The following is a 24,728-nucleotide window of genomic DNA, read 5'->3' on the forward strand; positions in this document are numbered from 1 at the left end:
GAGGCCGCGACAGGGGCGGAGCGGGGGATGGATCGCGTCAGGGGGCGGGGCGGCGCGCGATCGAGATCGAGTCGGCGGCGGCGAGGCGTCGGAGGTGGGCCGTGATGCGGGCCCGGAGATCGTCGTGCTGCGGGCCGAGGCGGGTGGCGGCGTCGTGCCAGTTCGAGGGGTCGTAGCGCCAGACGGGCCAGGACCTCAGGTCGGGCGCTTCCCACTCGTAGCGGGGCCAGATGTGGGCGTGGACGAAGGCGTCGTTGTTGCCGAGGATGTCGATGTTGATGCGACGGAACGCCGGATCGACCTCTCTGCAGGCGTGCTCCACGGCCGTGGCGAGGAGGTCGACGGCGGCGAGGAACCGTACCCGTTCCTCCCGCGGCAGGTCCGCCAGCGCGGTGGCCTCCGGATCCGTGCCGAGCAGCACGCAGTAGCCGGGGAGGAACTGCACATCGCCGATCACCGCGTAGCCGCCGGGCAGTTCGGCGAGCAGCGTCGGGTTCTCTCCCCGCGCGGCGGAGCGGATGCGGTCGTCACGCCAGTCCATGCCGCCGATGCTATCGATGGGTGCTCCGGCGGGGACGATCGGGTCGCGAGGGCGTGGTCTGCGAGCTCGTTCCGTCGGGCGCCACCGTGCGGTTCGTGGAGGGCGTCGGTGGCCCTCACGCCCCCCGATATCCCGGTTCTCGATTCGAACAAAGATACGAAACTCGCCGCCGTCGACGGTAGAATCGGGGCATGTCCACACTCTCCGGTTTGCACGAGGCGATGTCCCGCCTCGACGCCGCGTGGGGTGGCGCGGGCGATCCGATGGACCTGAACCGCGAGCAGTTGATCGCGGTGAACGACGCGATCGGCGTGCTGCGGAGACGCCTCGACGCGGTGCACGTGTCGGTGGGAGCGGGCATCGCGCGGGAGTCGCGGCCTGAGCTCGGTGCCGGCAGCCTGGCGAAGCAGCAGGGCTATCGGAACCCGGCGAGGCTGATCGCCGCGACGACCGGAGTCTCGACGGGAGAGGCGGCGCGACTGGTGGCGGTGGGCGAGGCCACGGCCCCGCGCGCCGACCTCCTGGGGCAGCGACTGCCGGCGAAGTGCCCGTCCGTGCGGGAGGCGTTGGCTGCGGGTGCGCTCGGTGCGCCGGCGGCCGCGCTGATCGTCGCGATGCTCGACCGGTGCCGCGTGGCCGTGGGTGCTGCTCGGGTGGCGGAGGCCGAGCGGGTGCTGGTGGAGCAGGCGGCGGGGTTGTCGGTGGATGAGGTGCGGCGGTTGGTGGTGCGGGCGGAGGCGTGGGTCGATCCGGATGGGGCGGAGCCGCGGGCGGAGGAGCAGCGGTCGCGTCGGTCGTTGACGCTGTTCGAGCGTGACGGGATGGTGCATCTGAACGCGGTGCTGGATGCGGAGACGGCGGCGCCGGTGGTGGCGGCGATCCGGGGGTTCGTGTCGGCAGCGTTCGCGGCGCGTCACGAGGCGCCGGATGCGGGGGCTCCGGATGCGGACCGTCGTACGGTGCCGATGATCCAGGCGGATGCGTTGTCGGCGTTCGCGGGGCACGTGCTCGGGTGTGCGTCGCGGTTGCCGCTGGCCGGGGCGACGGTGGTGGTGCGGGTGGGTCTGGGGGATCTGGAGGCGGGGTCGGGGTCGGCGCAGGTGGACGGGATCGATCAGCCGGTGAGCGTCGGGGCGGTGCGGCGGATGGCGGCGGGCGGCGGGGTGATCCCGTGTGTGCTCGGCGGGGGCAGTGAGGTGTTGGACTGGGGGCGGGAGAAGCGGTTGTTCACCCGGGCGCAGCGGCTGGCGTTGGTGGAGCGGGACGGGGGGTGTGCGATGTGCGGGTTGCCGCCGGAGATGACGAAGGCGCATCACATCCGGTGGTGGTCGCGCGACCGCGGGCCGACGGATCTGTCCAACGGGGTGCTGCTGTGCGAGACGTGTCACCATCGCATCCACGACAACGGGTGGGACATCCACATCGACAGCGGAGAACGCGGCAGTGGTGGCGGTGGTAGCGGCGGCGGGATGGCGAGGGTGTGGTTCGTGCCTCCGCGGTACATCGACCCCGCACGCACGCCCCGGCTCGGTGGGCGGGCCCGCTTCGACATCGCCGCCTGACGGGTGTTCGGGTGGTGGGGGTGGGCTCGAGTCGCGTCGAGGCGGGGTCAGCGGCTGCGGCCGACTCCGGCGGCGCGCAGGCGATCAGCGATCAGGATGCCGAGGGCGGTGGCGGCGACACAGCTTGCGAGTGTGATCGCGAAGAAGAGCAGCTGCACCGGAAGGGTGAAACCGCCCAGGTCGAACGACGCCCACGCGAGCAGGGGATACACGACCCCCACCACCACGGCCCCGACGTAGTGCAGCCACGTGCCCCAGTAGCGCCACATCACGAACAGGAACGGCAGCTCGGTGAAGGCCGCCCACCACAGGTTCGTCGCCACGCTGCCGAAGCCGTACCCGGAGAACGGCACGATCACAAGCCCGGCCAGCAACCCGACCAGCAGACCCACGAGCGGCGCGCGCAGCAGGCGCAGGGCCGATCACCGACGGCAGCAGCCACAGGCCGGCGAGAGCGACGCTCACGAACGGCAGCCCCGGGAACAGGATCGTCGACACCCAGTTCGCGGGAGCGAGCAGCAGCCCGCCGGCCACGCCCAGCGCGGCGCACGTCAGCAGCAGCGCCGTCGGGAACCGGAAGCGCCGCCTGCCGGAGACACCGCCGTCCGGCGCGCTCATGCGAGGGGTACCGAGGTCCGCGGGTTCCGGCGCGTTCATGTGATCGGGTCCGCCATCCGTAGCTTCCGGCGCGCTCGTGTGATCGGGTGCGCCGTCCGTAGTTTCCGGCGCCTTCGCGTGATCGGGTGCGCCGTCGGCCGTATCCTGAGCGCTCATGCGAGGGGTTCCGACGCGGCCTCGCGGGCGGCCTTCGACGCGGGCGACGCCGCTCCGATCTTCCAATACCCGCAGAAGCTCACGGCGTTTTTGTCCGCGCCGCGCTCGCCCACGAGGAGCCTGCGGGCACCGGAGGCCAGCGACTGCTCCCCGGCCGCATAGGCGTGGAAGGGCGCGCCCGGAAGCTCGCTCCGGCCCAGCGCCTCCAGGGCGAGAGCACCGGGCGCCGCGTCGTGGGGGCGCACGATCCAGACCACGTCGAGCCCCGGAGGGCGCGGGAAGTCCAGGGCGTCGTCGTCGGCCGGCACCTCGACGATCGCGGTGCCGGTGGCGTGCGCCGGGAGCGAGGCGGCGATCCCGGCGATCGCGGGCAGGGCGGTCTCATCGCCGACGAGCACCACGCGATCGGTCCCCCGCTGCGGGTTGAACGTGAGGCCCTCGTCGATGATGAGCACGTGCTCGCCGGGCTCGCAGGTCTCCGCCCACCGCGACGCCGGGCCCGCCGTGCCGTCGGCCGCAGAACCGTGCAACACGAAGTCCACGTCGATCTCCGCCCCTGCCTTGGCGGTCGCCGTCCGGAAGGCGCGCACCGTGTAGTTGCGCATCACGGGCCGCTCGCCGTCGGGGATGCGCAGGAACTTGAGATAGCCGAACATCTTGTTCGCCTTCGCCGGCACCCGGTCGAGACCGGCCTCGCCGCCGATGGGCAGGAACAGCCGGAACCACTGGTCGTACCCCATCGGGCGGAACCGGTCGATCTCACCGCCGCCGAGCGTCACGCGGATCCAGTGCGACGAGAGCCGTTCAGAGCGCAGCACGGTGAGGTGCAGGAGTTCGGTCGTCTCGGGCTTGACCATCTTGCTGAATGCCATGGAGTGCCTTTCAGGAGAGGGGGAGCTGCCAGGGGAAGAAGACGAGGAAGATCGCCGCCGAGGTGAGGAGCATCGCCACGGTGAACACGGTGTCGCGCACGCGGAACGGCACCAGGTGCCGCTCGGTCCGCGTCGGATGCGCGCCGAACGCCCGGGAATCCATCGCCAGGGCCACGCGCTCGGCATGCCGGATGGCCCCGGCGAGCAGCGGCACGATGTACCCCCAGCCTCGGGCGATGCGGGAGAGGGGACCGCGCCCGCCGTGGTACCCGCGCACCCGGTGCGCCGCGCGGATCACCGCCAGCTCGTGCCCGAACCGCGGCACGAAGCGGAACGCCGCCAGAGCCGTGTACCCGATGCGGTACGGCACCCGCAGCTGCTGCACGCTCGCCCGCACCAGGTCGGAGCCGCTGGTCGTGAGGCCGCCCACCAGCGCCAGCGCGACGATCGCCCCCAACCGCAGCGCGGTGGCCGCGCCGATCGTGAGCGCGCCGCTGTACAGCGTCCAGTCGCCCACCGAGAGCAGCGCCGGGGTGCCGTCGACCCGTGCGGCATCGACCCACAGCGAGAACCCGACGGTGACCGCGAGCATCCCCAACGGCAGGCCGAGCAGCAGCAGCGCGAGCAGCCGCCCGGTGACCCTGGCTCCGGACAGGATCAGCACGTACGCGAGCGCGAGGAACGCGGCGGGCGTCGCGAGATCGCGCACGAACACGAGCAGCACCATCGCGGGAGCGAACCCCGCGACCTTCGCGAGCGGGTTGAGCGCATACAGGAACTGGTGCGGCGCCGTCGCGGTGAGACGCGCGTACGGGTCGAACACGGTGCCGGTGCTGCCGCTCACGACGACGCCTCCGGGTCCGGAGCGGGAGCGGATGCGGATGCTGGGGGCGCGGATGCGGGTGCGGGGATGGGGCCGGACGCGGCGGTGCGTGCGGGGGACTCCGTGGCGAGGCCCGCGGCGGCGAGCACGAGCTGCACGTCGGGGAGGCGCAGGCCCGCGTCGGTGAACACCGCGGGGTCGGCGAACAGCTCCGCGGTCGGCCCGGCGGCGTGCACCCGGCCGTCCGCGAGCACGACCGTGTGCGTGGTGTGCTCGGCGACCAGCGAGAGGTCGTGCGTGACGAGCACGATCGTGGTGCCCTCCGCGCGCAGGGTCCGCAGCAGGGCGAGCAGTTCGGTGGCGCGCGCGCGATCCTGGCCGAACGTGGGCTCGTCGAGGGCGAGTACCCGGGGCCGTGTGATCAGGGCGGTGCCGACCGACAGCCGCCGCTTCTCGCCGCCCGACAGCAGGAACGGGTGCACGTCGGCCTTGTGCGTCAGCCCGAATCGGTCGAGCATCTCGGCGACCCGCGCCGCGATCTCGTCGTCCGTCACGTGCCGCAGCCGCAGGCCGTGGGCGAGCTCGTCGAACACGGTCGCCGCGATGAACTGGTGCTCCGGGTTCTGGAACACGAAGCCGATGCGGGCGGCGAGATCCCGCGGGGAGGCGGTGCCCGGATCGATGCCGTCGACCGACACCTGCCCCTTCGGCGGCGGCACCACACCGGCGAGCGCCTGGATGAGCGTGGTCTTGCCCGCCCCGTTCGCCCCGACGATCGCGGTGAGGCTGCCCGCGGGCAGATCGAGGTCCACCCCGTGCAGGATCTCGGTGCGCCGTCGCTTCACCGTGAGCCCTCGCGTGCGGATGATCGACTCGCCGGGCCGGTTCGCGGCGGCGCCGGATTCGCGGGATTCGTCGGATTCGTCGGATGCGTCGGGCACGGCGTCGCGCACAGCGAGCGCCGTCGCGAGCTCGTCCGGGGTCAGCGGCAGCGGATCGAACCGGTGCCCCCGCTCCCGCAGGCGCAGCGCCGCGAGGGTGGCCCCCGGCAGCCACACGCCCATCGCGAGCAGCTCGTCCGCGTGCGCCCTGATCGTCTCCGCGGCCGGTCCGTCGAACGCGACCCGCCCCTCCCGGTCGAGCACGATCGTGCGGGTCACGAAGGCCATCGCGGCGTCGAGGTTGTGCTCCACGAGCAGGATCGCGCGATCGCCAGCGACCACCACCTCCGCGAGCGCGGCGTACACGTCGTCGATGCCCTGCGGATCGAGGTTCGCGGTGGGCTCGTCCAGCACGATCAGCGGCGACCCCATCGCGAGGGCGCAGGCGATCGCGAGCCGCTGCCGCCCGCCGCCGGACAGGTGGTCGGGGTTGTCGTCGCGGCGGTCCCACAGGCCCACGCGCCGCAGCGACTCCGCGACGCGCTCCCGCACCACCTCGACGGGGAGCAGCAGGTTCTCCGGACCGAACGCCACCTCGTCGTACACGGTGCCCGTGACGATCTGCGCGTCCGGGTCCTGGAACACCATGGCCACGTGCGTGCTGAGCGTCGCGGTCGCGGTGTCCGCGGTGTCGAGCCCGCCCGCCTCGACCGTGCCGGTCATGGTCGCCGGGAGGGCGTGCGGGATGAGGCCGTTGAGCGCCAGGGTGAGCGTGGACTTCCCGGAGCCGGACGGACCGAGCAGCAGCACGACCTCGCCGGGCCGGATGTCGAACGACACATCGCGCGGGGAGGGGTGCGCGGCACCGGCGTGGGTGAGCGAGAGCTCGCGCACGCGGAGGAGGGGCGCGGATGGGCGCACGGCAGGTCCCGGGCTCGACGGAGGGTGTGCCTCTAACTTAGCTGAGCCTTACCTGTGTTATCCAGCGAGGCTCCGGGGCTAGCGGCGGGCGACCCCGGCCCGGCGCAGCGACGTGCCGACCGCGAGGCCGATCGCGGTCCAGGCGATCGGGCCGAGCACCGAGATCGCAAGGTAGAGGATCTGCGCCCACACCGGCATCACCGACAGGTGGGCGGCGAAGAACACCACGACCGCGACGATCACGCCGATGATCGCGGCCGAGACGAAGAAGCGCCAGGCGCCCCAGGAGCGGTACCGCGTGAGCGCGGCGACCCCCTCCTGGATGAGCCCGAACAGCAGCGCGGTGCCGATGAAACGCAGCGCCCACGCCGGATTGAACGCGCTCGCGATGAGCGCCGCGAACACGTGCGTGATGAGCGCGACGAGCGGCAGCCGCAGCACCTCCTGCGCGATGATGCCCGGCAGCACGTGCGACCCGAGCACGAGGCCGTAGAGGAACAGCAGCGGGCTCGCCAGCAGCACCGGCGTGACCCACCCGGCGATCCCGCCGAGGAGGCCCGTCGCGACACCGATCGCGGCGCAGACGAGCAGCACGCGGGTCGTGAGGACGGGGGTTCGGGCCACCTCTCCAGCCTACCGGCGACCTTCGCCCGACCCGGCCGTCGCGCACCCTGGCCGATCGGCACGACCGGGGATGACCATCGTTCAGTTCTCGATCCGGCGCCGAGGAGCGGGGTTATCGTGATCCGCGGTGCGGCAACGACGCCGCACCGTGATCATCGGGAGCGAGATATGGGTCGAACACCCCTCCGGATGGCAGCGGCCGCCACCCTGGCCACGCTGTTCATCGCATCGACGGCAACCGCCGGCCACGCAGCGACCGGGGAGGTGACACACCCCGTTCCGGTCGCGGGAACCCCCGGGCACTACATCGTGGTCATGAAGGCCGATCCCCTCGCCAGCTACGAGGGCGACGTCAAGGGACTGAAGGCGACGAAGCCGGCCGAGGGCGAACAGCTCGAGACGCAGTCGCAGGACGCGCAGCGCTACGTGAAGCACCTCGAGTCCGAGCAGTCCACCCTCATCAACGACGTCGGCGTGACGCCGGACACGACGTACCAGGTCGTGCTCAACGGGTTCAGCGCCGACCTCACGGGCGAGCAGGTGGATCAGCTCCGGGCCTCGAAGGACGTTCTCGGGGTGTTCCCCGACGAGATCCGTCACCCCGACGCGCTGACCTCCACCGACTACCTCGGCCTCGGCGACGACCGCAAGGGCCGCGGCGGGGTGTGGCAGCAGACCGGCGGCGTGAAGAAGGCCGGAGAGGGCGTCGTCGTGGGTGTGATCGACACCGGCATCGCCCCGGAGCACCCGTCGTTCGAGGGCAAGAAGCTCAAGCAGCAGAAGAAGCAGAACGCCCGGCACAAGGGCCAGCAGCCCTACACCGACGGCACCTACGTGTACTTCGACAAGTCCGACGGCGGGCAGTTCCGCGGCGCGATGGTCGAGGGCCAGGACTGGGACACGAGCGACTACTCGACCAAGCTCATCGGCGGGCAGTACTTCTTCGCGGGAGCCCAGGCCGCCGGCTTCGACTTCCAGTACGACTACCTCTCGCCGCGGGACGGCGACGGCCACGGCTCGCACACGGCGAGCACGGCGGCGGGTGAGTTCGGGGTGGAGGCTGCGATCGAGGGCGTCGACTTCGGGACGATCTCCGGCGTCGCGCCCGGCGCGAAGGTCGCCGCATACAAGGCCTGCTACGTCGGGCCCGACACGACCGTGACCACGGACGACATCTGCGCGCTGAGCGACCTCGTCGCCGCGATCGACCAGGCCGTCGCCGACGGCGTCGACGTGATCAACTACTCGATCGGCGGCGGTGCGGCGAGCACCGTGATGGCACCAGAGGACCTGGCGTTCCTCAACGCGGCGGCCGCCGGTGTGTTCGTCGCGACCAGCGCCGGCAACGACGGTCCCGACCCGGTCACGGCCGACCACGCGTCGCCGTGGTACACCACGGTCGCGGCCTCCACCATCCCCACGTGGGAGGGCACCGTGCAGTTCGACGGCTTCGCGCAGGCCGGCGCCTCGGTGAGCGTGCCGTTCGGTGAGAGCGTCTCCGGGCCCTCGATCGCGGCACAGGATGCCGCGGCACCCGGAGCGGTGGACGCGACGCTGTGCCTGCCCGGCACCCTCGACCCGGCGAAGGTCGCCGGACACATCGTGGTCTGCGACCGCGGCGGCAACGCGCGCGCCGAGAAGTCGCAGGTGGTGAAGGACGCGGGTGGCATCGGCATGGTCCTGGTGAACGTGCCCGGCGGTGCCGACTCGCTCGACAACGACTTCCACGCCGTGCCGACCGTGCACCTGAACGCCGTGCACCGCGACGCGGTCCTCGCGTATGTGCGGGGCGGAGTCGACCGTCCGATCACCCTCGTCGGCGAGAACACCACCGGCGTGACCACGCCGACCCCGCAGATCGCGGGCTTCTCCAGCCGCGGCCCGGTCCTGGCCGACGGCAACGACGTGCTCAAGCCCGACGTCGCCGCTCCCGGCGTCGCCATCCTCGCCGCCACGCACAACGCGCCGGGCGAGCAGCCGACGTTCGGCATCCTCTCCGGCACCTCGATGGCTTCCCCGCACATCGCGGGCCTCGGTGCGCTGTACCTGGGCGAGCATCCGCGGGCGACGCCGGCGGAGATCCGTTCGGCGATGATGACCACCGCCTCCGACACCGTGCTCCCCGACGGCTCGAAGAACACCGACCCGTTCGAGCAGGGCGCGGGGCAGGTCGACGCGCGGCGATACCTGAACCCGGGTCTGCTGTACCTCAACGGGTTCCGGGACTGGGCGGCCTTCCTCGACGGGAAGGGGCTGTCGGACTTCCCCGGCATCGAGCCCATCGACGGCAGCGACCTGAACCAGGCGTCGATCTCGATCGGGTCGCTGGCCAGCGCGCAGACCGTCACCCGCACGGTCACCTCGACGGAGAAGGGCGTGTTCACCGCGAAGGCCTCCGTGCCGGGAGTGAACGTCACCGTCACGCCGTCTCAGCTCACGTTCGACAAGCCGGGGCAGTCGAAGACCTTCACGGTCACATTCGACAGCACCAGCGCCCCGGTCGAGCAGTGGGCCACCGGTTCGCTCACCTGGACGAGCGCGAAGAACACGGTGCGCTCGCCGATCGCGGTGTATCCGGTCACGGCGGATGCCCCGGGAGAGGTCACCGGCAGTGGCGTCGACGGGAGCACGACGGTCGACATCATCCCCGGCCTCGACGGCGATCTGGCACTGAACCTCTCGGGCCTCACCCCGTTCCAGCTCCTCACCGATCCGGACAACCCGGTCGAGGGGCACTCCGGGAACGAGAACTCGGGCGACGCGAACAAGGACGTGGCGTGGATCGTCGACGTGCCGGAGGGTGGCACGCTCTCGCGGTTCGACCTCGACTCCTCCGACGACGAGGGCAGTGATCTCGACCTCACCGTCTACCGGGTGGTCGCGCCGGACGACCTGCGCTACTACGAGCGCTGGCAGTCGGCGACGGGCTCGGCCGACGAGCAGGTCACGGTGCCCACGCCGACCGCCGGCACCTACCTCGTGGTGGCGAACGTGTATGCGACGACCGGACCGATGACGTGGGACATGACCTACGCCACCGTGCTCCCCGGTGACCAGGGCGCGTTCACGGCGACGCCGAACCCCATCGCCGCGGTGCGCGGGGAGAAGACGAGCTATGAGCTGAGCTGGACCGGCCTGACCGCCGGCACCCGCTACCTCGGTCTCGTCCAGTACGGCGACTCCGCCGTGCGCACGGTGGTGACCGTCACCACCCCGGCCGACGTCGCCCCGGCACCGGCCCCGACCCCGGAGCCGACGCCGACCCCGGAGCCGACGCCGGACCCGACGCCGACGCCGGACCCCACCCCGACGCCGGACCCGGAGCCGACGCCGACCCCGCCCCCGGCGACCGACGCTCCCGGGTGAGCGGGGGAGCGCCGGACACGGACGCGTGACACACGGCCGCACGACGGACACCCGTCGTGCGGCCGTGCCGTCGTTGCGGCCCATCGCCCGCCGGGGTACCGCGGGCGTCCGTTCATCGCGTGATCGACACCGCTCGTCGCACCGTCCGCCGCTCGGCGCGCGACCGCGGGGCGGGCTTCCTAGCGTGGGAAGACGCAATGATGCGTCCACCGAGGAGAACCCCATGACCGCACCTTCGTCGCGCCGCCGCGACGGCGCCGGGCTCGTCGACGACGAACCCGTCATCGAGACCGACCCGACCCTCCCACCCGTCGCCCTCTCCGCCGAGCATGAAGCGAAGAGCCGCCGCTGGACCCTGCCGAAGATCCTGCTCTGGACGGCGATCGCCCTGCTCGGCGGCGTCGCCTGGGTGATGCTCGCCATCGTCCGCGGCGAGACCGTGAACGCGATCTGGTTCGTGTTCGCCGCCGTCTGCACCTACCTGATCGGCTACCGCTTCTACTCCAAGGTCATCGAGCGGTACATCACCCGCCCCGACGACCGCCGTGCGACCCCGGCCGAGGTCAAGCAGGACGGCAAGGACTACGTACCCACCGACCGCCGCGTGCTCTACGGCCACCACTTCGCCGCGATCGCCGGCGCCGGTCCGCTCGTGGGCCCCGTGCTCGCGGCGCAGATGGGCTACCTCCCCGGCACCATCTGGATCATCGTGGGCGTCGTGCTCGCCGGTGCCGTGCAGGACTACACGGTGCTCTTCTTCTCCATGCGCCGTGGCGGTCGCACGATCGGCCAGATGGCGCGGCAGGAGCTCGGCAAGATCGGCGGCACGGCCGCGATCATCGCCTCGCTGCTCATCATGCTGATCATCGTCGCGATCCTCGCGCTCGTCGTCGTCAACGCCCTCGGCGAGAGCCCGTGGGGCGTCTTCTCCGTCGCCATGACCATCCCGATCGCCCTGTTCATGGGCGTGTACCTGCGCTACCTGCGGCCCGGCAAGGTGACCGAGGTGTCGATCATCGGCTTCGTGCTGCTCATGTTCGCGATCATCGGCGGCGGCTGGGTGGCCGGCACCGAGTGGGGGCAGGCGATCTTCCACCTCGACCGCACCACGATCGCCTGGGGCATCATCGTCTACGGCTTCATCGCCGCGGTGCTGCCGGTGTGGCTGCTGCTCGCGCCGCGCGACTACCTCTCCACGTTCATGAAGATCGGCGTGATCGTGATGCTCGCCGGCGCCATCGTGCTGGTGCGCCCCGAGATCTCGGTCCCCGCGATCAGCGTGTTCGGTGAGAACGGCATGGGCCCGGTGTTCGCAGGTCCGCTCTTCCCGTTCCTGTTCGTGACGATCGCGTGCGGAGCGCTGTCCGGCTTCCATGCGCTGATCGCCTCCGGCACCACGCCGAAGCTCGTGGAGAAGGAGCGGCAGACGCGCTTCATCGGCTACGGCGGCATGCTCATGGAGTCGTTCGTCGCGATCATGGCCCTCGTCGCCGCGATCTCCATCGACCAGGGCATCTACTTCGCCATGAACGCGCCATCCGCGGCGACCGGCGGCACGGTCGAGGGCGCTGTCGCGTTCGTGAACTCGCTCGGGCTGACGGGCGTGAACCTCACCCCCGACATGCTCACCGGCACGGCCGCCGCGGTCGGCGAGGAGTCGATCGTGTCCCGCACCGGTGGCGCCCCGACGCTCGCGCTGGGCCTCGCGCACATCATGCAGCAGGCCCTCGGCGGTCAGGCGCTCATGGCGTTCTGGTATCACTTCGCGATCATGTTCGAGGCGCTGTTCATCCTCACCGCGGTCGACGCCGGCACCCGCGTGGCCCGGTTCATGCTGCAGGACTCGATCGGCGCCTGGTTCCCGAAGTTCCGTGACGTGTCGTGGCGTCCAGGAGTGTGGATCTGCACCGCGATCATGGTCGCCGGCTGGGGAGCGATCCTCATCCTCGGCGTGACCGACCCGCTCGGCGGCATCAACACGTTCTTCCCGCTGTTCGGCATCGCCAACCAGCTGCTCGCCGCGATCGCGCTCGCCGTGGTGCTCGCGATCGTCGCCAAGCGCGGCCGCAGCTACTTCCGGTGGCTGTGGATCATCGCGCTGCCGCTCGCGTTCACCGCGGTCGTCACCATCACGGCCTCGCTCTACAAGATCTTCTCGCCGGTCCCGGCGATCGGATACTGGGCGAACCACTTCCGCTACCGGGAGGCGCTGAGCTCGGGAGACACCGCGCTCGGAGAGCCGGAGGTGCTGGAGGCGGTGATCCGCAACACCGCGGTGCAGGGCACGCTGTCGATCATCTTCGTGGTGCTCGCGATCGTCGTGATCGTCATGGCCGTGATCGCGACCGTGAAGGCCATCCGCCACGGCGGCGGAGAGAACACCGAGGACGCCCCCGTGGCCTCCCGGCGCTTCGCCCCCGCGGGCTTCCTCCCCGACGCGGAGGAGCGCGAGCTGGAGAAGCAGTGGGAGCCGATCCTCGCCGAGGAGCGCGCGGCCGCGCGGCACTGAGATGACCGACACCGTGCATCGGACGGATGCCGCGACCACCCCGCTGCGGGCGCTGTGGAGCGTCCTCGGCCGGGCCGGGCGCGGCATCCGCTGGTACATGACGACGCTGATGGGCGACACCGCGTATGCGACCTACGTCGCCCATCACCGCCGTCACCACCCCGACGAGGAACCGTTGACCGAGAGGCAGTTCTGGCGGCAGCGCATGGACGACCAGGACCGCAACCCCGGTGCCCGCTGCTGCTGACGCCCTTCGTCTCGCGTCCCTAGGCTGAACGAATGAACGACGTCGTCCTCGCCGCGGTGCTGGGGGTGCTCGGCGGCATCGCACTCACCGTGCTGCTGCTGCTCGCCCGCCGGTTCGCGCGGGGTGCCGCCGACCTCGGCAGCGATGCGGAGCAGGGGGCCCTGCGGGCGCTGCACCAGGCGAGCCTCGCCGCCCCGCACCTGCGCGGCGGGCTCGCCGGGCCCGATGTCGTGAAGGCGGCGCGGCACCTGCGGGTGCTGCTGGGCAGCGCCGCGGTCGCGATCGTGGGCACCGACGGCGGCGAGGAGTCCGGCGTCGTGTCCTTCGACGGCGCCTCGGACGGCTTGGAGTCGGCCGCGCGCCGCATCGCCGAGCGGGTGCGGGCGAGCGGTCGGCGGCAGGTGTTCCCCGCCCCGGCGAAGACCGATGACCTGGAGGCGGTGGGCGCCCCGATCGTCGTGGACGGGCGAACGATCGGCGTGATCGTGGCCTTCGCGTCGCCGGTGCGCGCGGCGCTCGTGCGCGCCGCCGAGGAGGTCGCCGACTGGTGCGCCGCACAGGTCGAGCTCGGCGGGCTCGACGCCTCCCGCGCGCAGCTGGCCGAGGCGGAGCTGCGGTCGCTGCGGGCGCAGATCTCCCCGCACTTCATCTACAACGCCCTCACCGCGATCGCCTCGTTCATCACGACCGACCCCGACCGCGCGCGCGACCTCGTGCTGGAGTTCGCCGACTTCACGCGCTACTCCTTCCGCCGCCAGGGGGAGTTCACGACCCTCGCGGAGGAGCTCGGCAGCATCCACTCGTACCTGGAGCTCGAGCGGGCCCGCTTCGGCGACCGGCTGCGGGTCACGCTGCAGATCGCGCCGGAGACCCTCGCCACGGTCATCCCGTTCCTGTCGGTGCAGCCCCTCGTGGAGAACGCGGTGCGGCACGGGCTCGAGCCGGGGGAGGGCGGCGGCGAGATCCGCCTCACCTCGCGCGACGACGGCACCCACACCGAGATCCTCGTGGAGGACGACGGCGTCGGCATGGACCCCGACGGGCTGCGGTCGCTGCTCACGGCGCGCGAGGACGGCTCCCACGTGGGGCTGCGCAACGTCGACACGCGCCTGCGACAGCTGTACGGCAGCAGCGGCGGACTGGTCGTGGAGACCAACACGGGCGCGGGTACCCTGGTGCGCATGCGAGTCCCGAAATCGCAGCCCCTGCACGACCCGGACGACGACTGAGGAGCCCGGATGATCGACGTCCTCGTCGCCGACGACGAGCAGCCCGCCCTCGACGAGCTGGTGCACCTGCTGCGCTCCGACCCGCGCATCGGCGAGATCCTCACCGCGACGAGCGGAGCCGACGCCCTGCGGCAGCTGTCGCAGCGCGCCGTGCGTCTCGCGTTCCTCGACATCCACATGCCCGGCCTGCTCGGCACCGACCTGGCCCGCGCCCTCCTCGGGCTCGCGGAGCCGCCGGCTGTCGTGTTCGTCACGGCCGACGAGGCCCGCGCGGTGGAGGCGTTCGAGCTGCGCGCGGTCGACTACCTCCTCAAGCCGGTGCGGCGGGAGCGGCTGCGCGGCGCGATCGACCGCGTGGATCAGGCCGCCGATCCGACGAAGGGCGACGACGAGGTGCTGTCGGTCACGGTCGGGTCGACCGTGCGGTTCGTGCGGCGCAGCGAGGTGCGGTGGGTGCGGGCGCAGGGCGACTACGCGCGACTGCACACCGACGACGACGACCCCGGCCAGCTCGTGCGGATCCCCATGGCGGAGCTCGAGGCGCGGTGGGCCGACGCGGGGTTCCTGCGCATCCACCGCTCGACGCTCGTGCGCACGGCCGCCGTGACCGAGGCGCGGCTGTCCGGGGGAGAGCCGACGGTGGTGGTCGGCCGCACGGCCCTCCCGGTGAGCAGACGGCTCGTGCCCGCGGTGCGGGAGGCGCTCGTGCGCGGTGAGGCGCCGGCATGACCGGGTCTCCCGAGCGTGCGGCTCCGGAGCCCGCGGCGCGCGGCGCGGGGGAGCCCGCGAAGCGCGTGCGGGTCACGGCCGACCTCCCGCCTCGCGGCCCTGCGGCTCTCACGCGCGGCATCGCGCTGCCCGGGGCGCCGGTCGACGAGGCCGATGCGGTGTACGCCAGGGCGCTCCAGCGCAGTCAGCTGCGGCTCGCGCTCGGCACGGTCGCCGGGTTCGTGGTGGTCGTGGTCGCGATGACCCTGGTGATCGCGCTCGTGCCCGAGATCGACCGGGTCGTGCTGTGGGGCCTGCCGCTGTCGTGGCTGCTGCAGGCGTTCGCGTTCTACCCGGTCATCGTGGTGTTCGCGCTGCTGTATCTGCGCACGGCGGTCCGCAACGAGCGCCGCTACCGCGCCCTCCGGGACCGCGAATGAACGCGCTGCTCGACCTGCTCGGGGTCGCGCTGGTGGTGATCGCCACGCTGCTGATCGGCGTGTACGGCCTGCGGGTGTCGCGCACGACGAGCGACTTCTTCGTGGCGTCGCGCACCGTCCGGCCGGTGTGGAACGCCTCGGCGATCAGCGGCGAGTACCTGTCGGCCGGCACCTTCCTCGGGCTCTCCGGACTCGTGCTGCTCGACGGCGCGCGCGGCTTCTGGTTCCCGATCGGATACGCGGCCGGGTACCTGCTGGTGCTGGTGTTCGTCGCGGCCCCGCTCCGGCGCAGCGGGGCCTACACGATCCCGGACTTCGTGGAGGCGCGGCTCGGGTCGGCCTCGGCGCGACGCGTCACGAGCCTCGCGGTGCTGGTGATCGGGTGGCTGTACATCGTGCCGCAGCTGCACGGCGCCGGCATCACGCTGGTCGTGGTCGCGGGGTTGCCGGAGTGGGTGGGCGCCGTGACGGTCGCGGTGCTCGTGGCGGCGTCGGTCGCGGCGGGCGGGATGCGCGCGATCACCTTCGTGCAGGCGTTCCAGTACTGGCTCAAGCTCACGGCGCTGCTGGTGCCGGTGGTGTGCATCGCCTTCGCGCTCGGCGGCGGACCGCACGCGTTCGACCCGGCGCTCGTGTTCCCCAGCGAGGCGGGCCCGTCCGGCTTCGACGCGTACGAGACCGCGTCGCTGCTGCTCGCGCTGCTGCTGGGCACGATGGGACTGCCGCACGTGCTGGTCCGTTTCTACACGAGCCCGACCGGGGCGTCGGCGCGGCGGACGACCGTGATCGTGATCGCGATGGTCAGCGCCTTCTACGCCGTGTCGAGCGCGATGGGGCTGCTCGCCCGCATCGCCGCTCCCGACCTCGCGGTGCCGGGTGTGGCCGACACGGTGGTGCTGCAACTGCCCTCGCGCGTGTTCCCCGGACCGGGCGGAGAGCTGCTCACGGCGCTCATCGTCTCGGGCGCGTTCGCGGCGTTCCTGGCGACCTCGGCCGGGCTCGTGGTGTCGCTCGCGGGGGTGATCAGCCAGGACGTGTTCTCCGGGTCCGTCCGCTCGTTCCGCCTCTCCGCGGTGCTGTGCGCGCTCGTGCCGCTCGGGGTCGCGCTGCTCACGGCGCCCGCGGGGCTCGTGTCGAGCGTGGGCGTGGTGTTCGTGGTGGCCGCATCGACGCTGTCGCCCGTGGTGCTGCTGGGCGTGTGGTGGCGCGGGCTCACGGCCCGCGGGGCGGTGGCGGGGATGGTGTGCGGCGGCGTCGCGACCGGGCTGGCGCTGCTCGTGCACGCCGTGATCGACGGGGTCGGGGTCGCGGCGCCGTACCTCGCGCAGCCCGCGGCGTGGACGATCCCGCTGGCCACGGCCGTGACGGTCGCGGTGTCGCTGCTCGATCCGCGCGGCCCGTCGCCGCGCACGGACCGCTTCCTCGCCCGCGTGCACACCCCCGAACGCGGCTGACCGGCGACGCCCGGCGCGTGCGGGATCAGGCCGCGGCGGCCGGGGGTCCGCGCGAGCGCCTGAATCCGAGCGTGCCCGTGCGGGTCAGTCCGTGCGGGTCAGAGGTGCGGGTCAGAGGGTGCGGGTCAGAGCGTGCGGGTCAGAGGGTGCGGGTCAGACGGTGCGGGTGCGCGGCAGGAGCCGGACGGGCGGGAGCGGCGGCGCGGGGATGCGCACGTCGTGCCCCTCGACCGTCCCGAACCGCGGGGCCGCGGCCTCCCAGTCCTCGCGGGCGGCCGCGATCTCGTCGTGCGTGCGGCCGGCGAAGTTCCACCACATCACGATGTCCGACTCGAACGGCTCGCCGCCGAGCAGGAACAGCAGGGCGCCCTCGGTGCTGGTCACCTCGACCTCCGTGCGCGAATCGCCGAGGTACACCAGGGCGTTGCGCTGCATGGCGTGCTCGGACAGCGCGGCCTCGCCCTCGACCAGCAGCAGCGCGTGCTCCCACTCGGACCGCAGCGGCAGGCGCACGGTCGACCCGGCGGGCAGCACGACCTCGGCGCCCACGATCGGGGTGTGCACGGTCGCGGGGGAGCGCGTCGCGGCGAACTCGCCGAGCACGACGGTCGCCGTGGCGTCGGGCCCCTCGGTCGCGGGCAGCTGGACGGTCGGCAGGTCGGTGTGGCGTTCGAAGCCGCCATCGCCGTGCCGCGCCGACTCGGGCAGCACGACCCAGAACTGCAGCGCGTCGAGACGGATGGGTTCGTCGCCGACGGAGTACTCGGAGTGGGAGATGCCGTTGCCGGCCGTCATCAGGTTCAGCTGCCCGCGGCGCAGGTCGGCGTCGCTGCCGAGCGAGTCGCGGTGACGGATCTCGCCGACGAGGGGCCAGGTCACCGTCTGCAGTCCGATGTGCGGATGGGGTTCGACGCGCATGCGGGTGTCGGCTGGTCCGAAGCGGTCGAGGAAGCACCAGGCGCCGATGGTCGGCAGGTTGCGGTGCGGGAGCACGCGCAGCACCGTCATGCCGCGCACACCCCCGAGCGGCACGTCGCGGGGCTCGAGGACGAGGCGGCGCTGCCCGATCATTCCGCCCGTCCGGTGGGATCGTCGTCGGAGACGCCGGCGGACTCCCGCGGAGCCGACTCGTGCTGCGCCGACTTCTCCTGCGCCGACTCGTCCTGCACTGCGGCGTCCGGTGCCGCCGCGCTCTGGACCTCGGCGGGACGCTGCGGCCAGCGGATCTCGGCGCCGGGCACCTCGTGCGTCTGGAGGTACTTCGCGATGTAGGGGCACAGCGGCACGATCGCGTCGCCACGCCCCGCCGCGTCGGCCAGGGCCTCGGCGGCGAGCGTCCCGGCGAGCCCCTGGCCCTGGAACGCCGGGTCGATCTCGGTGTGGATGAAGCGGATGGCGCCCGGCCTCAGCTGGAACTCGGCGAACCCGGCGAGCACGTCGTCGGAGCGGATCTCGTAGCGGGAGGCCTCGTCGTTGCGGGTCACGGAGATGTCGGTCATCGGGTGCTCCTTCGGGGTCTGGGTCCAACCTAACCCCGGTCGCGGTGGTGGGGACGGCCGCTGCCCGTGTCGGCCGGGGTCGTTACGCTGGAGGCATGCCGCAGACTCCCCGTGACCCGTACGAGGATCTGCCCTACGCCGACGCGCCCTGGGGCGACGGATGGGAGCCGTCCGCGCCGCCGGAGCCGATGGACTGGGAGCCGCAGGGCGCGGGGTTCGAGCCGCCGCTCGACTGGGGCCCCGGTCCCACCACGCCGGTGACCGCGTCCCGTGCGCCGGCCGCGCCGGCCGCGCGCCGCGCGACGCCGAGCCGCTTCCCGACCGCCCGCGAGGCGCTGCACACGGTGTTCGGCTACGACGACTTCCGCGGCGATCAGGCCGCGATCGTCGAGCAGGTCATCGGCGGCGGCGACGCGGTCGTGCTCATGCCCACCGGTGGCGGCAAGAGCATCACGTACCAGGTTCCCGCGCTCGTGCGCGAGGGCACGGGCCTCGTGATCAGCCCGCTCATCGCCCTCATGCACGACCAGGTCGACGCGCTGCGCGCCAACGGCGTCAAGGCCGCGTACCTCAACTCCACGCAGTCGATCGACGAGCGCCGCGAGGTCGAGCGGGCCTACGTCGCGGGCGAGCTCGACCTGATCTACGTCGCCCCCGAGCGGCTGTCGAACGCGAACACCACGGCCCTGCTGCAGCGCGGCACCCTCAGCGTGATCGCGATCGACGAGGCGCACTGCGTGTCGCAGTGGGGCCACGACTTCCGCCCCGACTACCTCGCGCTGGGCGACCTGGGCGACTGGTTCCCCGGCGTGCCGCGCATGGCGCTCACGGCCACCGCGACCCGGGCCACGCACAAGGAGCTCACCGAGCGGCTGCACCTCGACCGCGCGCAGCACTTCGTCGCGAGCTTCGACCGCCCGAACATCCAGTACCGCATCGTCCCGAAGGTCGACCCCCGCACGCAGCTCGTGCAGTTCATCCGTTCGCAGCCCGAGGGTGCGGCGGGCATCGTGTACGCGCTGAGCCGCAAGTCGGTCGAGCAGACCGCGACCGCGCTGGCGGCGAAGGGCATCGACGCGCTGCCGTACCACGCGGGGCTGCCGGCCGAGGTGCGGGCCGCGAACCAGTCGCGCTTCCTGCGGGAGGACGGCGTGGTGATGGTGGCGACCATCGCGTTCGGCATGGGCATCGACAAGCCCGACGTGCGTTTCGTGGCGCACATCGACCTGCCCAAGTCGGTGGAGGGCTACTACCAGGAGACGGGTCGCGCGGGTCGCGACGGCGAACCGTCGGTGGCGTGGATGGCGTACGGCCTCGGCGACGTCGTGCAGCAGCGCCGGCTGATCGACCAGAGCCCCGGCGACCGCACGTTCAAGATGCGCATGGGGCAGCACCTCGACGCGATGCTCGCGCTGTGCGAGACGGTCGAGTGCCGACGGCAGAACCTGCTCGGGTACTTCGGCCAGGAGTCGCAGCCGTGCGGCAACTGCGACACGTGCCTCGACGACACCGAGACGTTCGACGGGCTGATCCCCGCGCAGAAGCTGCTGTCGACGATCGTGCGCCTCCAGCGCGAGCGCAATCAGGCCTTCGGCGCCGGGCACCTGATCGACATCCTGCGCGGCGCCTCGACCGAGCGCATCCGCCAGCAGGGGCACGACCGCCTCGCCACGTACGGCATCGGCGGCGATCTGTCCGACCAGGACTGGCGCAGCGTCGTGCGGCAGCTGCTCGCCCGCGGCATCCTCGTGGCGCAGGGCGACTACGGCACGCTCGCGCCGGGAGAGGCCGCGGCCGGGGTGCTGCGCGGCGAGACCCCGGTGCCGCTGCGCAAGGACACGATCGGCCGCGCGACCTCGACCCCGCGTGCCCGCAAGGCCAGCGCCGCGGACGCGCTCGATGCGGGCGACCGGGAGCTGTTCGAGGCGCTGCGGGCGTGGCGGGCCGAGACCGCACGCGAGCAGGGGGTGCCGGCGTACATCGTGTTCGGCGACGCCACGCTGCGCGCCCTGGCCGAGCACCGCCCGGCGTCCGCCGCTGACCTGGAGGGCATCACCGGCATCGGCGCGAAGAAGCGCGAGGCCTACGGCGACGGGGTGCTCGCGGTCATCGCCGCGAATTGAGGCCCGGCTGTCGCGAGCCGACAAGCCGGACGGGGCGCGACCCCCGAGGCTCTTGGAGGAAGGAGACAGCGGAGTTCTCCCCGGTTTGTGGCACACCTACCATGGAGGCACCGTCACTTCTCCGAGGAGGAACCCCCATGGTCGACGCTGCCGTCCGTCCTTCCACCGCCCCCGACGAGCCCCGTCGCGAGACGGGAGCTCCGCGCATCGATGTCGCCGCCGTCACCGACGCCCTGATGGGCACGTGGGCCGACGTGCGCCGTGAGGCCCGCGAGATGATCAAGGATCCGGCGTTCTGGCGTCAGGACGAGCTGGGCAAGGACGAGCACCGCGAGCGGGTACTGAGCCAGCTGCACCTGCTGGTGGAGAACAAGGCCGTGCACCGCGCGTTCCCGAAGCGCTTCGGCGGCGAGGAGAACAACGGCGGCAACATCGCCGGCTTCGAGGAGCTGGTCGCCGCCGACCCCAGCCTCCAGATCAAGTCGGGCGTGCAGTGGGGTCTGTTCGGCTCCGCGATCCTGCAGCTCGGCACCGCGGAGCACCACGAGAAGTGGCTGCCCGGTGTGATGGACCTGTCGATCCCCGGCGCGTTCGCGATGACCGAGATCGGCCACGGCTCCGACGTCGCGGCGGTCGGCACCACCGCGACCTACGACCCGGAGACGGAGGAGTTCGTCATCCACACGCCGTTCCGCGGCGCGACCAAGGAGTACCTCGGCAACGCGGCCCTGCACGGCATCGCGGCGACCGTGTTCGCGCAGCTCATCACGAACGGCGTGAACCACGGCGTGCACTGCTTCTACGTGCCGCTGCGCGGGGACGACGGAAAAGACCTGCCGGGCATCGGCCGCGAGGACGACGGTCTCAAGGGCGGGCTGAACGGCATCGACAACGGACGGCTCTCGTTCGACCGGGTGCGCATCCCGCGCACGAACCTGCTGAACCGGTACGGCGACGTGGCCGCGGACGGCACGTACACCAGCGCCATCGACAGCCCCGGCCGCCGCTTCTTCACGATGCTCGGCACCCTGGTGCAGGGGCGCGTGTCGCTCGACGGCGCCGCGTCCTGGGCGTCGGCGCTCGGCCTGTACATCGCGGTCACCTACGCCACCCAGCGCCGCCAGTTCGACGGGGCGGACGGCCAGGAGGTCGTGCTGCTCGACTACGGCAAGCACCAGCGCCGCCTGCTCCCGCGGCTCGCGACCACGTACGCGCAGATCTTCGCGCACGACGAGTTCCTGCAGAAGTTCGACGGCGTGTTCTCCGGGCGCACCGACACCCCGGGCGACCGGGAAGACCTGGAGACGCTCGCCGCGGCCCTCAAGCCGCTGTCGACCTGGCACGCGCTCGACACGCTCCAGGAGGCGCGCGAGGCGTGCGGCGGGGCGGGCTTCATGTTCGAGAACCGGCTCGTCGGCCTGCGGCAGGACCTCGACATCTACGTCACCTTCGAGGGCGACAACAACGTGCTCCTGCAGCTCGTCGGCAAGCGGCTGCTGACCGACTACGCCAAGCAGTTCCAGGGCAAGGACGCGGCGTACCTCGCCCGGTACGCCGTCGGCATGACCGCGGGGAAGGTGTTCCACGGTGCGGGCCTGCGCCAGCTCGGCCAGGCCGTGAGCGACTTCGGACAGGTCGCCCGTTCGGTGGAGCGCGGGCTGCGCGAGGAGCAGCAGCACGACCTGCTCGCCGGTCGCGTGCAGCAGATGGTCGCGGACATCGCCGGGCGGCTGCGCGCCGCCGGGAAGGACAAGACGCTCGGCGCCGAGCTGTTCAACCAGAACCAGACCGAGCTGATCGAGGCCGCCAGGGCGCACGGCGAGCTGCTGCAGTGGGAGGCGTTCACCGACGCTGTCCACGCGATCGACGACCCGGAGACGCGGAAGGTGCTCACGTGGCTGCGCGACCTCTTCGGTCTGCAGCTGATCGAGAAGCACCTGGCGTGGCACCTCATCCACGGACGCCTGTCGACGCAGCGCGCCGCCGCCGTGTCCAGCTACATCGACCGGCTGTGCGCCCGACTGCGTCCGCACGCGCTCGACCTCGTCGACGCGTTCGGGTACGAGCCCGAGCACGTGCGCGCGCCGATCGCGAGCGGGGCCGAGAAGCAGCGTCAGGACGAGGCCCGTGCCTACTACGCCGATCTCGCGGCGTCTGGTCGGGCGCCGATCCAGGAGAAGGCGCTGAAGAAGCAGAAGCGCTGACGCGGTTCGCCGTTCACCACCCCTCGATCCCGCCCGGATCCGCCGCGATCCGGGCGGGATCGTCGCGTCCGGCGCCGTGTTCTGAGGAGGTGGGAACGGGCGTAGTCTCGGCAGGTACCGACCAGAGGAGCACCATGTCGTCCGTCATCGCCTACGCCGCCCCCGCCGAGGCCGCCCCGCTCGAGAAGACCGTGATCGAGCGGCGGGAGCTGGGGCCGCACGACATCCTCATCGACATCGCGTTCGCGGGCATCTGCCACTCCGACATCCACACCGTGCGCGGCGACTGGGGCCCGCAGCAGTACCCGCTCGCGCCCGGGCACGAGATCACCGGCACGGTCGCGGCGGTGGGCTCCGAGGTCACGCGTCACGCCGTGGGCGACCGCGTGGGCGTGGGGTGCCTGGTGAACTCCTGCGGCGAGTGCCGGCAGTGCCGCCGCGGCGAGGAGCAGTACTGCGAGAACGGCGCCATCGGCACCTACGGCGCGGTGGACCGCGACGGCACGATCACCCAGGGCGGCTACGCGCAGCAGGTCGTGGTGACCGAGGGCTTCGTGCTGCGCATCCCCGACGCGCTGCCGCTCGACGCCGCAGCGCCGCTGCTGTGCGCGGGCATCACCACCTATTCGCCGCTGCGGCACTGGAAGGTCGGCCCCGGCACGCGCGTGGCAGTGGTGGGCATGGGCGGACTCGGGCACATGGGAGTGCAGATCGCGCACGCGCTGGGTGCCGAGGTGACCGTGCTGTCGCAGACCCTGTCGAAGAAGGACGACGGCCTGCGGCTCGGCGCCGACCGCTACTTCGCCACAAGCGACCGCGAGACGTTCCGCGAGCTGCGCGGGTCGTTCGACGTGATCCTCAACACCGTGAGCGCCGCGATCGACCTGCGCTCCTACCTGGGGCTGCTCGACGTGGACGGCACGCTGGTGTGCGTGGGTGCGCCGCCGGAGGCCCTGTCGGTGAACGCGGGCTCGCTCATCGCGGGGCGTCGCTCGATCGCCGGGTCGAACATCGGCGGCATCAGGGAGACGCAGGAGATGCTCGACTTCTGCGCCGAGCACGGCATCACCGCGCAGATCGAGGTCATCCCCGCGTCGGCGATCAACGAGGCGTACGAGCGCGTGCTCGCCTCCGACGTCCGCTACCGCTTCGTGATCGACGCCGCCACCTTCGCCGCCTGACCGCCTTCCGATCCCGCGCGACAGCTCCGTGCGGGATCGGAACCGCGCCGCGGAGCGGTCGGGGAGGCCCGCCTTCCGATCCCGCATCCGGCGCGGGTGCGTGTCGGCGGTCGCCGGTAGCGTCGAGTCATGACCTCCCTCCTGATCGGCCCCGACCTCCGCGCGCGCTGCGCGTGGGTGGGCGACGACCCCGAGTACCGCCGCTACCACGACGAGGAGTGGGGCACCGCGCTGCACGGCGACCGGGCGCTGTTCGAGAAGATGGCGCTGGAGGGGTTCCAGGCCGGGCTCTCCTGGATCACGATCCTGCGCAAGCGTCCGCGGTTCCGCGAGGTGTTCGCGGGGTTCGAGCCGGAGGCGGTCGCCGCGTTCGACGAGTCCGATGTCGAGCGGCTGATGGGCGACGCCGGCATCATCCGCAACCGCGCCAAGATCGAGGCCACGATCGGCAATGCGCGCCTCGTCCGTGCGATGGCGGAGGGGGAGCTCGACGCGCTCATGTGGTCGTTCGCCCCGCCGGCGACCGGCGCCCGGCCGAGCTCGTTCGCCGAGGTCCCGGCGGTGACGCCGGAGTCGACCGCGCTGAGCAAGGAGCTGCGGCGCCGGGGCTTCCGGTTCGTCGGACCGACCACGATGTACGCCCTGATGCAGTCCGCCGGGATGGTCGACGATCACATCGCGGGGTGCTGGCGGGCGTAGCTCCGGCCGAGTGGGGAGATCTCCCCATCGAGCGATATTCTGCGACGTGGTTAGGATGTAGCAGTGTTCCG

At 72.1% G+C, this 24,728-nt stretch carries 20 protein-coding genes; 12 read left to right on the forward strand and 8 right to left on the reverse strand.

The window, feature by feature from the left end:
• Positions 1-37: 37 nt before the first annotated feature.
• Entirely contained in the window at positions 38-541 is a 504-nt protein-coding gene (locus KZC56_RS07680) for an HIT family protein (RefSeq protein ID WP_247638280.1), read from the reverse strand.
• Positions 542-732: 191 nt separating this feature from the next.
• Here KZC56_RS07680 and KZC56_RS07685 point away from each other — a divergent pair, with 191 nt between their 5' ends.
• A complete protein-coding gene (locus KZC56_RS07685) occupies positions 733-2,103 on the forward strand; it encodes an HNH endonuclease signature motif containing protein (protein WP_247638281.1) in 1,371 nt (456 codons plus the stop codon).
• A 47-nt stretch (positions 2,104-2,150) separates the two neighbouring features.
• Here KZC56_RS07685 and KZC56_RS07690 read toward each other — a convergent pair whose 3' ends face one another.
• From KZC56_RS07690 to KZC56_RS07710, 5 genes are all read right to left on the reverse strand, one after another.
• Positions 2,151-2,477, reverse strand: a complete 327-nt coding sequence (locus KZC56_RS07690; protein ID WP_247638282.1) for a hypothetical protein — start codon at positions 2,475-2,477, stop codon at positions 2,151-2,153.
• 396 nt (positions 2,478-2,873) lie between these two features.
• Entirely contained in the window at positions 2,874-3,749 is an 876-nt protein-coding gene (locus KZC56_RS07695) for a siderophore-interacting protein (protein WP_247638283.1), read from the reverse strand.
• Between the two features lie 10 nt (positions 3,750-3,759).
• Positions 3,760-4,593 (reverse strand): energy-coupling factor transporter transmembrane component T, encoded by an 834-nt coding sequence (locus KZC56_RS07700; RefSeq protein WP_136034022.1) that lies wholly within the window; start codon positions 4,591-4,593, stop codon positions 3,760-3,762.
• Positions 4,590-6,374, reverse strand: a complete 1,785-nt coding sequence (locus KZC56_RS07705) for an ABC transporter ATP-binding protein (protein WP_247638284.1) — start codon at positions 6,372-6,374, stop codon at positions 4,590-4,592. Before KZC56_RS07705 ends, KZC56_RS07700 begins: the two co-directional genes overlap by 4 nt.
• A 78-nt stretch (positions 6,375-6,452) precedes the next feature.
• The gene (locus KZC56_RS07710) at positions 6,453-6,998 is read right to left on the reverse strand and encodes an ECF transporter S component (protein ID WP_136033981.1); all 546 of its coding nucleotides are present in this window, start codon (positions 6,996-6,998) and stop codon (positions 6,453-6,455) included.
• Between the two features lie 189 nt (positions 6,999-7,187).
• Here KZC56_RS07710 and KZC56_RS07715 point away from each other — a divergent pair, with 189 nt between their 5' ends.
• The 7 genes from KZC56_RS07715 (at position 7,188) to KZC56_RS07745 (ending at position 16,951) form a co-directional block, all read left to right on the forward strand.
• The gene (locus KZC56_RS07715; RefSeq protein ID WP_247638285.1) at positions 7,188-10,364 is read left to right on the forward strand and encodes a S8 family peptidase; all 3,177 of its coding nucleotides are present in this window, start codon (positions 7,188-7,190) and stop codon (positions 10,362-10,364) included.
• 223 nt (positions 10,365-10,587) lie between these two features.
• Positions 10,588-12,873: a carbon starvation CstA family protein gene (locus tag KZC56_RS07720; RefSeq protein WP_247638286.1), complete on the forward strand. Its 2,286-nt coding sequence runs from the start codon at positions 10,588-10,590 to the stop codon at positions 12,871-12,873.
• Position 12,874: 1 nt separating this feature from the next.
• Positions 12,875-13,120 carry a YbdD/YjiX family protein gene (locus tag KZC56_RS07725; RefSeq protein WP_247638287.1) on the forward strand — a complete coding sequence of 82 codons (246 nt, stop codon included), beginning with the start codon at positions 12,875-12,877 and terminating at the stop codon, positions 13,118-13,120.
• Between the two features lie 32 nt (positions 13,121-13,152).
• A complete protein-coding gene (locus KZC56_RS07730) occupies positions 13,153-14,349 on the forward strand; it encodes a sensor histidine kinase (protein ID WP_247638288.1) in 1,197 nt (398 codons plus the stop codon).
• Between the two features lie 9 nt (positions 14,350-14,358).
• Positions 14,359-15,078: a LytR/AlgR family response regulator transcription factor gene (locus KZC56_RS07735; RefSeq protein WP_136030081.1), complete on the forward strand. Its 720-nt coding sequence runs from the start codon at positions 14,359-14,361 to the stop codon at positions 15,076-15,078.
• Positions 15,075-15,497 carry a heavy metal transporter gene (locus KZC56_RS07740; protein ID WP_247638289.1) on the forward strand — a complete coding sequence of 141 codons (423 nt, stop codon included), beginning with the start codon at positions 15,075-15,077 and terminating at the stop codon, positions 15,495-15,497. The genes KZC56_RS07735 and KZC56_RS07740 overlap by 4 nt, the downstream gene beginning before the upstream one ends.
• Positions 15,494-16,951, forward strand: a complete 1,458-nt coding sequence (locus KZC56_RS07745; protein ID WP_136030082.1) for a sodium/solute symporter — start codon at positions 15,494-15,496, stop codon at positions 16,949-16,951. The genes KZC56_RS07740 and KZC56_RS07745 overlap by 4 nt, the downstream gene beginning before the upstream one ends.
• A 153-nt stretch (positions 16,952-17,104) precedes the next feature.
• Here the strand turns inward: KZC56_RS07745 and KZC56_RS07750 are convergent, their stop codons facing one another.
• Together KZC56_RS07750 and KZC56_RS07755 are read right to left on the reverse strand one after the other, a co-directional pair.
• Complete coding sequence (locus KZC56_RS07750) at positions 17,105-18,022, reverse strand: pirin family protein (protein ID WP_247638290.1); 918 nt, start codon at positions 18,020-18,022, stop codon at positions 17,105-17,107.
• Positions 18,019-18,450 carry a GNAT family N-acetyltransferase gene (locus KZC56_RS07755; RefSeq protein ID WP_247638291.1) on the reverse strand — a complete coding sequence of 144 codons (432 nt, stop codon included), beginning with the start codon at positions 18,448-18,450 and terminating at the stop codon, positions 18,019-18,021. The genes KZC56_RS07750 and KZC56_RS07755 overlap by 4 nt, the downstream gene beginning before the upstream one ends.
• Positions 18,451-18,545: 95 nt before the next feature.
• On the opposite strand from KZC56_RS07755, the gene recQ reads away from it, so the two are divergent.
• From recQ to KZC56_RS07775, 4 genes are all read left to right on the forward strand, one after another.
• On the forward strand, positions 18,546-20,573 hold the full coding sequence (recQ, locus tag KZC56_RS07760) for a DNA helicase RecQ (protein WP_247638292.1): 2,028 nt from the start codon (positions 18,546-18,548) through the stop codon (positions 20,571-20,573).
• 137 nt (positions 20,574-20,710) lie between these two features.
• Positions 20,711-22,777 carry an acyl-CoA dehydrogenase family protein gene (locus KZC56_RS07765; protein WP_247638293.1) on the forward strand — a complete coding sequence of 689 codons (2,067 nt, stop codon included), beginning with the start codon at positions 20,711-20,713 and terminating at the stop codon, positions 22,775-22,777.
• Positions 22,778-22,911: 134 nt separating this feature from the next.
• Complete coding sequence (locus tag KZC56_RS07770) at positions 22,912-23,958, forward strand: NAD(P)-dependent alcohol dehydrogenase (protein WP_136044761.1); 1,047 nt, start codon at positions 22,912-22,914, stop codon at positions 23,956-23,958.
• A gap of 129 nt (positions 23,959-24,087) precedes the next feature.
• Positions 24,088-24,657: a DNA-3-methyladenine glycosylase I gene (locus KZC56_RS07775; protein WP_136030094.1), complete on the forward strand. Its 570-nt coding sequence runs from the start codon at positions 24,088-24,090 to the stop codon at positions 24,655-24,657.
• Positions 24,658-24,728: the final 71 nt, after the last annotated feature.

The sequence above is a fragment of the Microbacterium sufflavum genome (genome assembly GCF_023091155.1).
Taxonomy (GTDB): domain Bacteria; phylum Actinomycetota; class Actinomycetes; order Actinomycetales; family Microbacteriaceae; genus Microbacterium; species Microbacterium sufflavum.

Excerpts from the sequence above, each read along its gene's own strand:
- KZC56_RS07680 (WP_247638280.1), bottom strand. The coding sequence starts at position 541 with ATGGACTGGCGTGACGACCGCATCCGCTCCGCCGCGCGGGGAGAGAAC.
- KZC56_RS07685 (WP_247638281.1), top strand. The coding sequence starts at position 733 with ATGTCCACACTCTCCGGTTTGCACGAGGCGATGTCCCGCCTCGACGCC.
- KZC56_RS07695 (WP_247638283.1), bottom strand. The coding sequence starts at position 3,749 with ATGGCATTCAGCAAGATGGTCAAGCCCGAGACGACCGAACTCCTGCAC.
- KZC56_RS07715 (WP_247638285.1), top strand. The coding sequence starts at position 7,188 with ATGGCAGCGGCCGCCACCCTGGCCACGCTGTTCATCGCATCGACGGCA.
- KZC56_RS07720 (WP_247638286.1), top strand. The coding sequence starts at position 10,588 with ATGACCGCACCTTCGTCGCGCCGCCGCGACGGCGCCGGGCTCGTCGAC.
- KZC56_RS07725 (WP_247638287.1), top strand. The coding sequence starts at position 12,875 with ATGACCGACACCGTGCATCGGACGGATGCCGCGACCACCCCGCTGCGG.
- KZC56_RS07730 (WP_247638288.1), top strand. The coding sequence starts at position 13,153 with ATGAACGACGTCGTCCTCGCCGCGGTGCTGGGGGTGCTCGGCGGCATC.
- KZC56_RS07735 (WP_136030081.1), top strand. The coding sequence starts at position 14,359 with ATGATCGACGTCCTCGTCGCCGACGACGAGCAGCCCGCCCTCGACGAG.
- KZC56_RS07740 (WP_247638289.1), top strand. The coding sequence starts at position 15,075 with ATGACCGGGTCTCCCGAGCGTGCGGCTCCGGAGCCCGCGGCGCGCGGC.
- KZC56_RS07745 (WP_136030082.1), top strand. The coding sequence starts at position 15,494 with ATGAACGCGCTGCTCGACCTGCTCGGGGTCGCGCTGGTGGTGATCGCC.
- KZC56_RS07750 (WP_247638290.1), bottom strand. The coding sequence starts at position 18,022 with ATGATCGGGCAGCGCCGCCTCGTCCTCGAGCCCCGCGACGTGCCGCTC.
- KZC56_RS07755 (WP_247638291.1), bottom strand. The coding sequence starts at position 18,450 with ATGACCGACATCTCCGTGACCCGCAACGACGAGGCCTCCCGCTACGAG.
- recQ (WP_247638292.1), top strand. The coding sequence starts at position 18,546 with ATGCCGCAGACTCCCCGTGACCCGTACGAGGATCTGCCCTACGCCGAC.
- KZC56_RS07765 (WP_247638293.1), top strand. The coding sequence starts at position 20,711 with ATGGTCGACGCTGCCGTCCGTCCTTCCACCGCCCCCGACGAGCCCCGT.
- KZC56_RS07770 (WP_136044761.1), top strand. The coding sequence starts at position 22,912 with ATGTCGTCCGTCATCGCCTACGCCGCCCCCGCCGAGGCCGCCCCGCTC.
- KZC56_RS07775 (WP_136030094.1), top strand. The coding sequence starts at position 24,088 with ATGACCTCCCTCCTGATCGGCCCCGACCTCCGCGCGCGCTGCGCGTGG.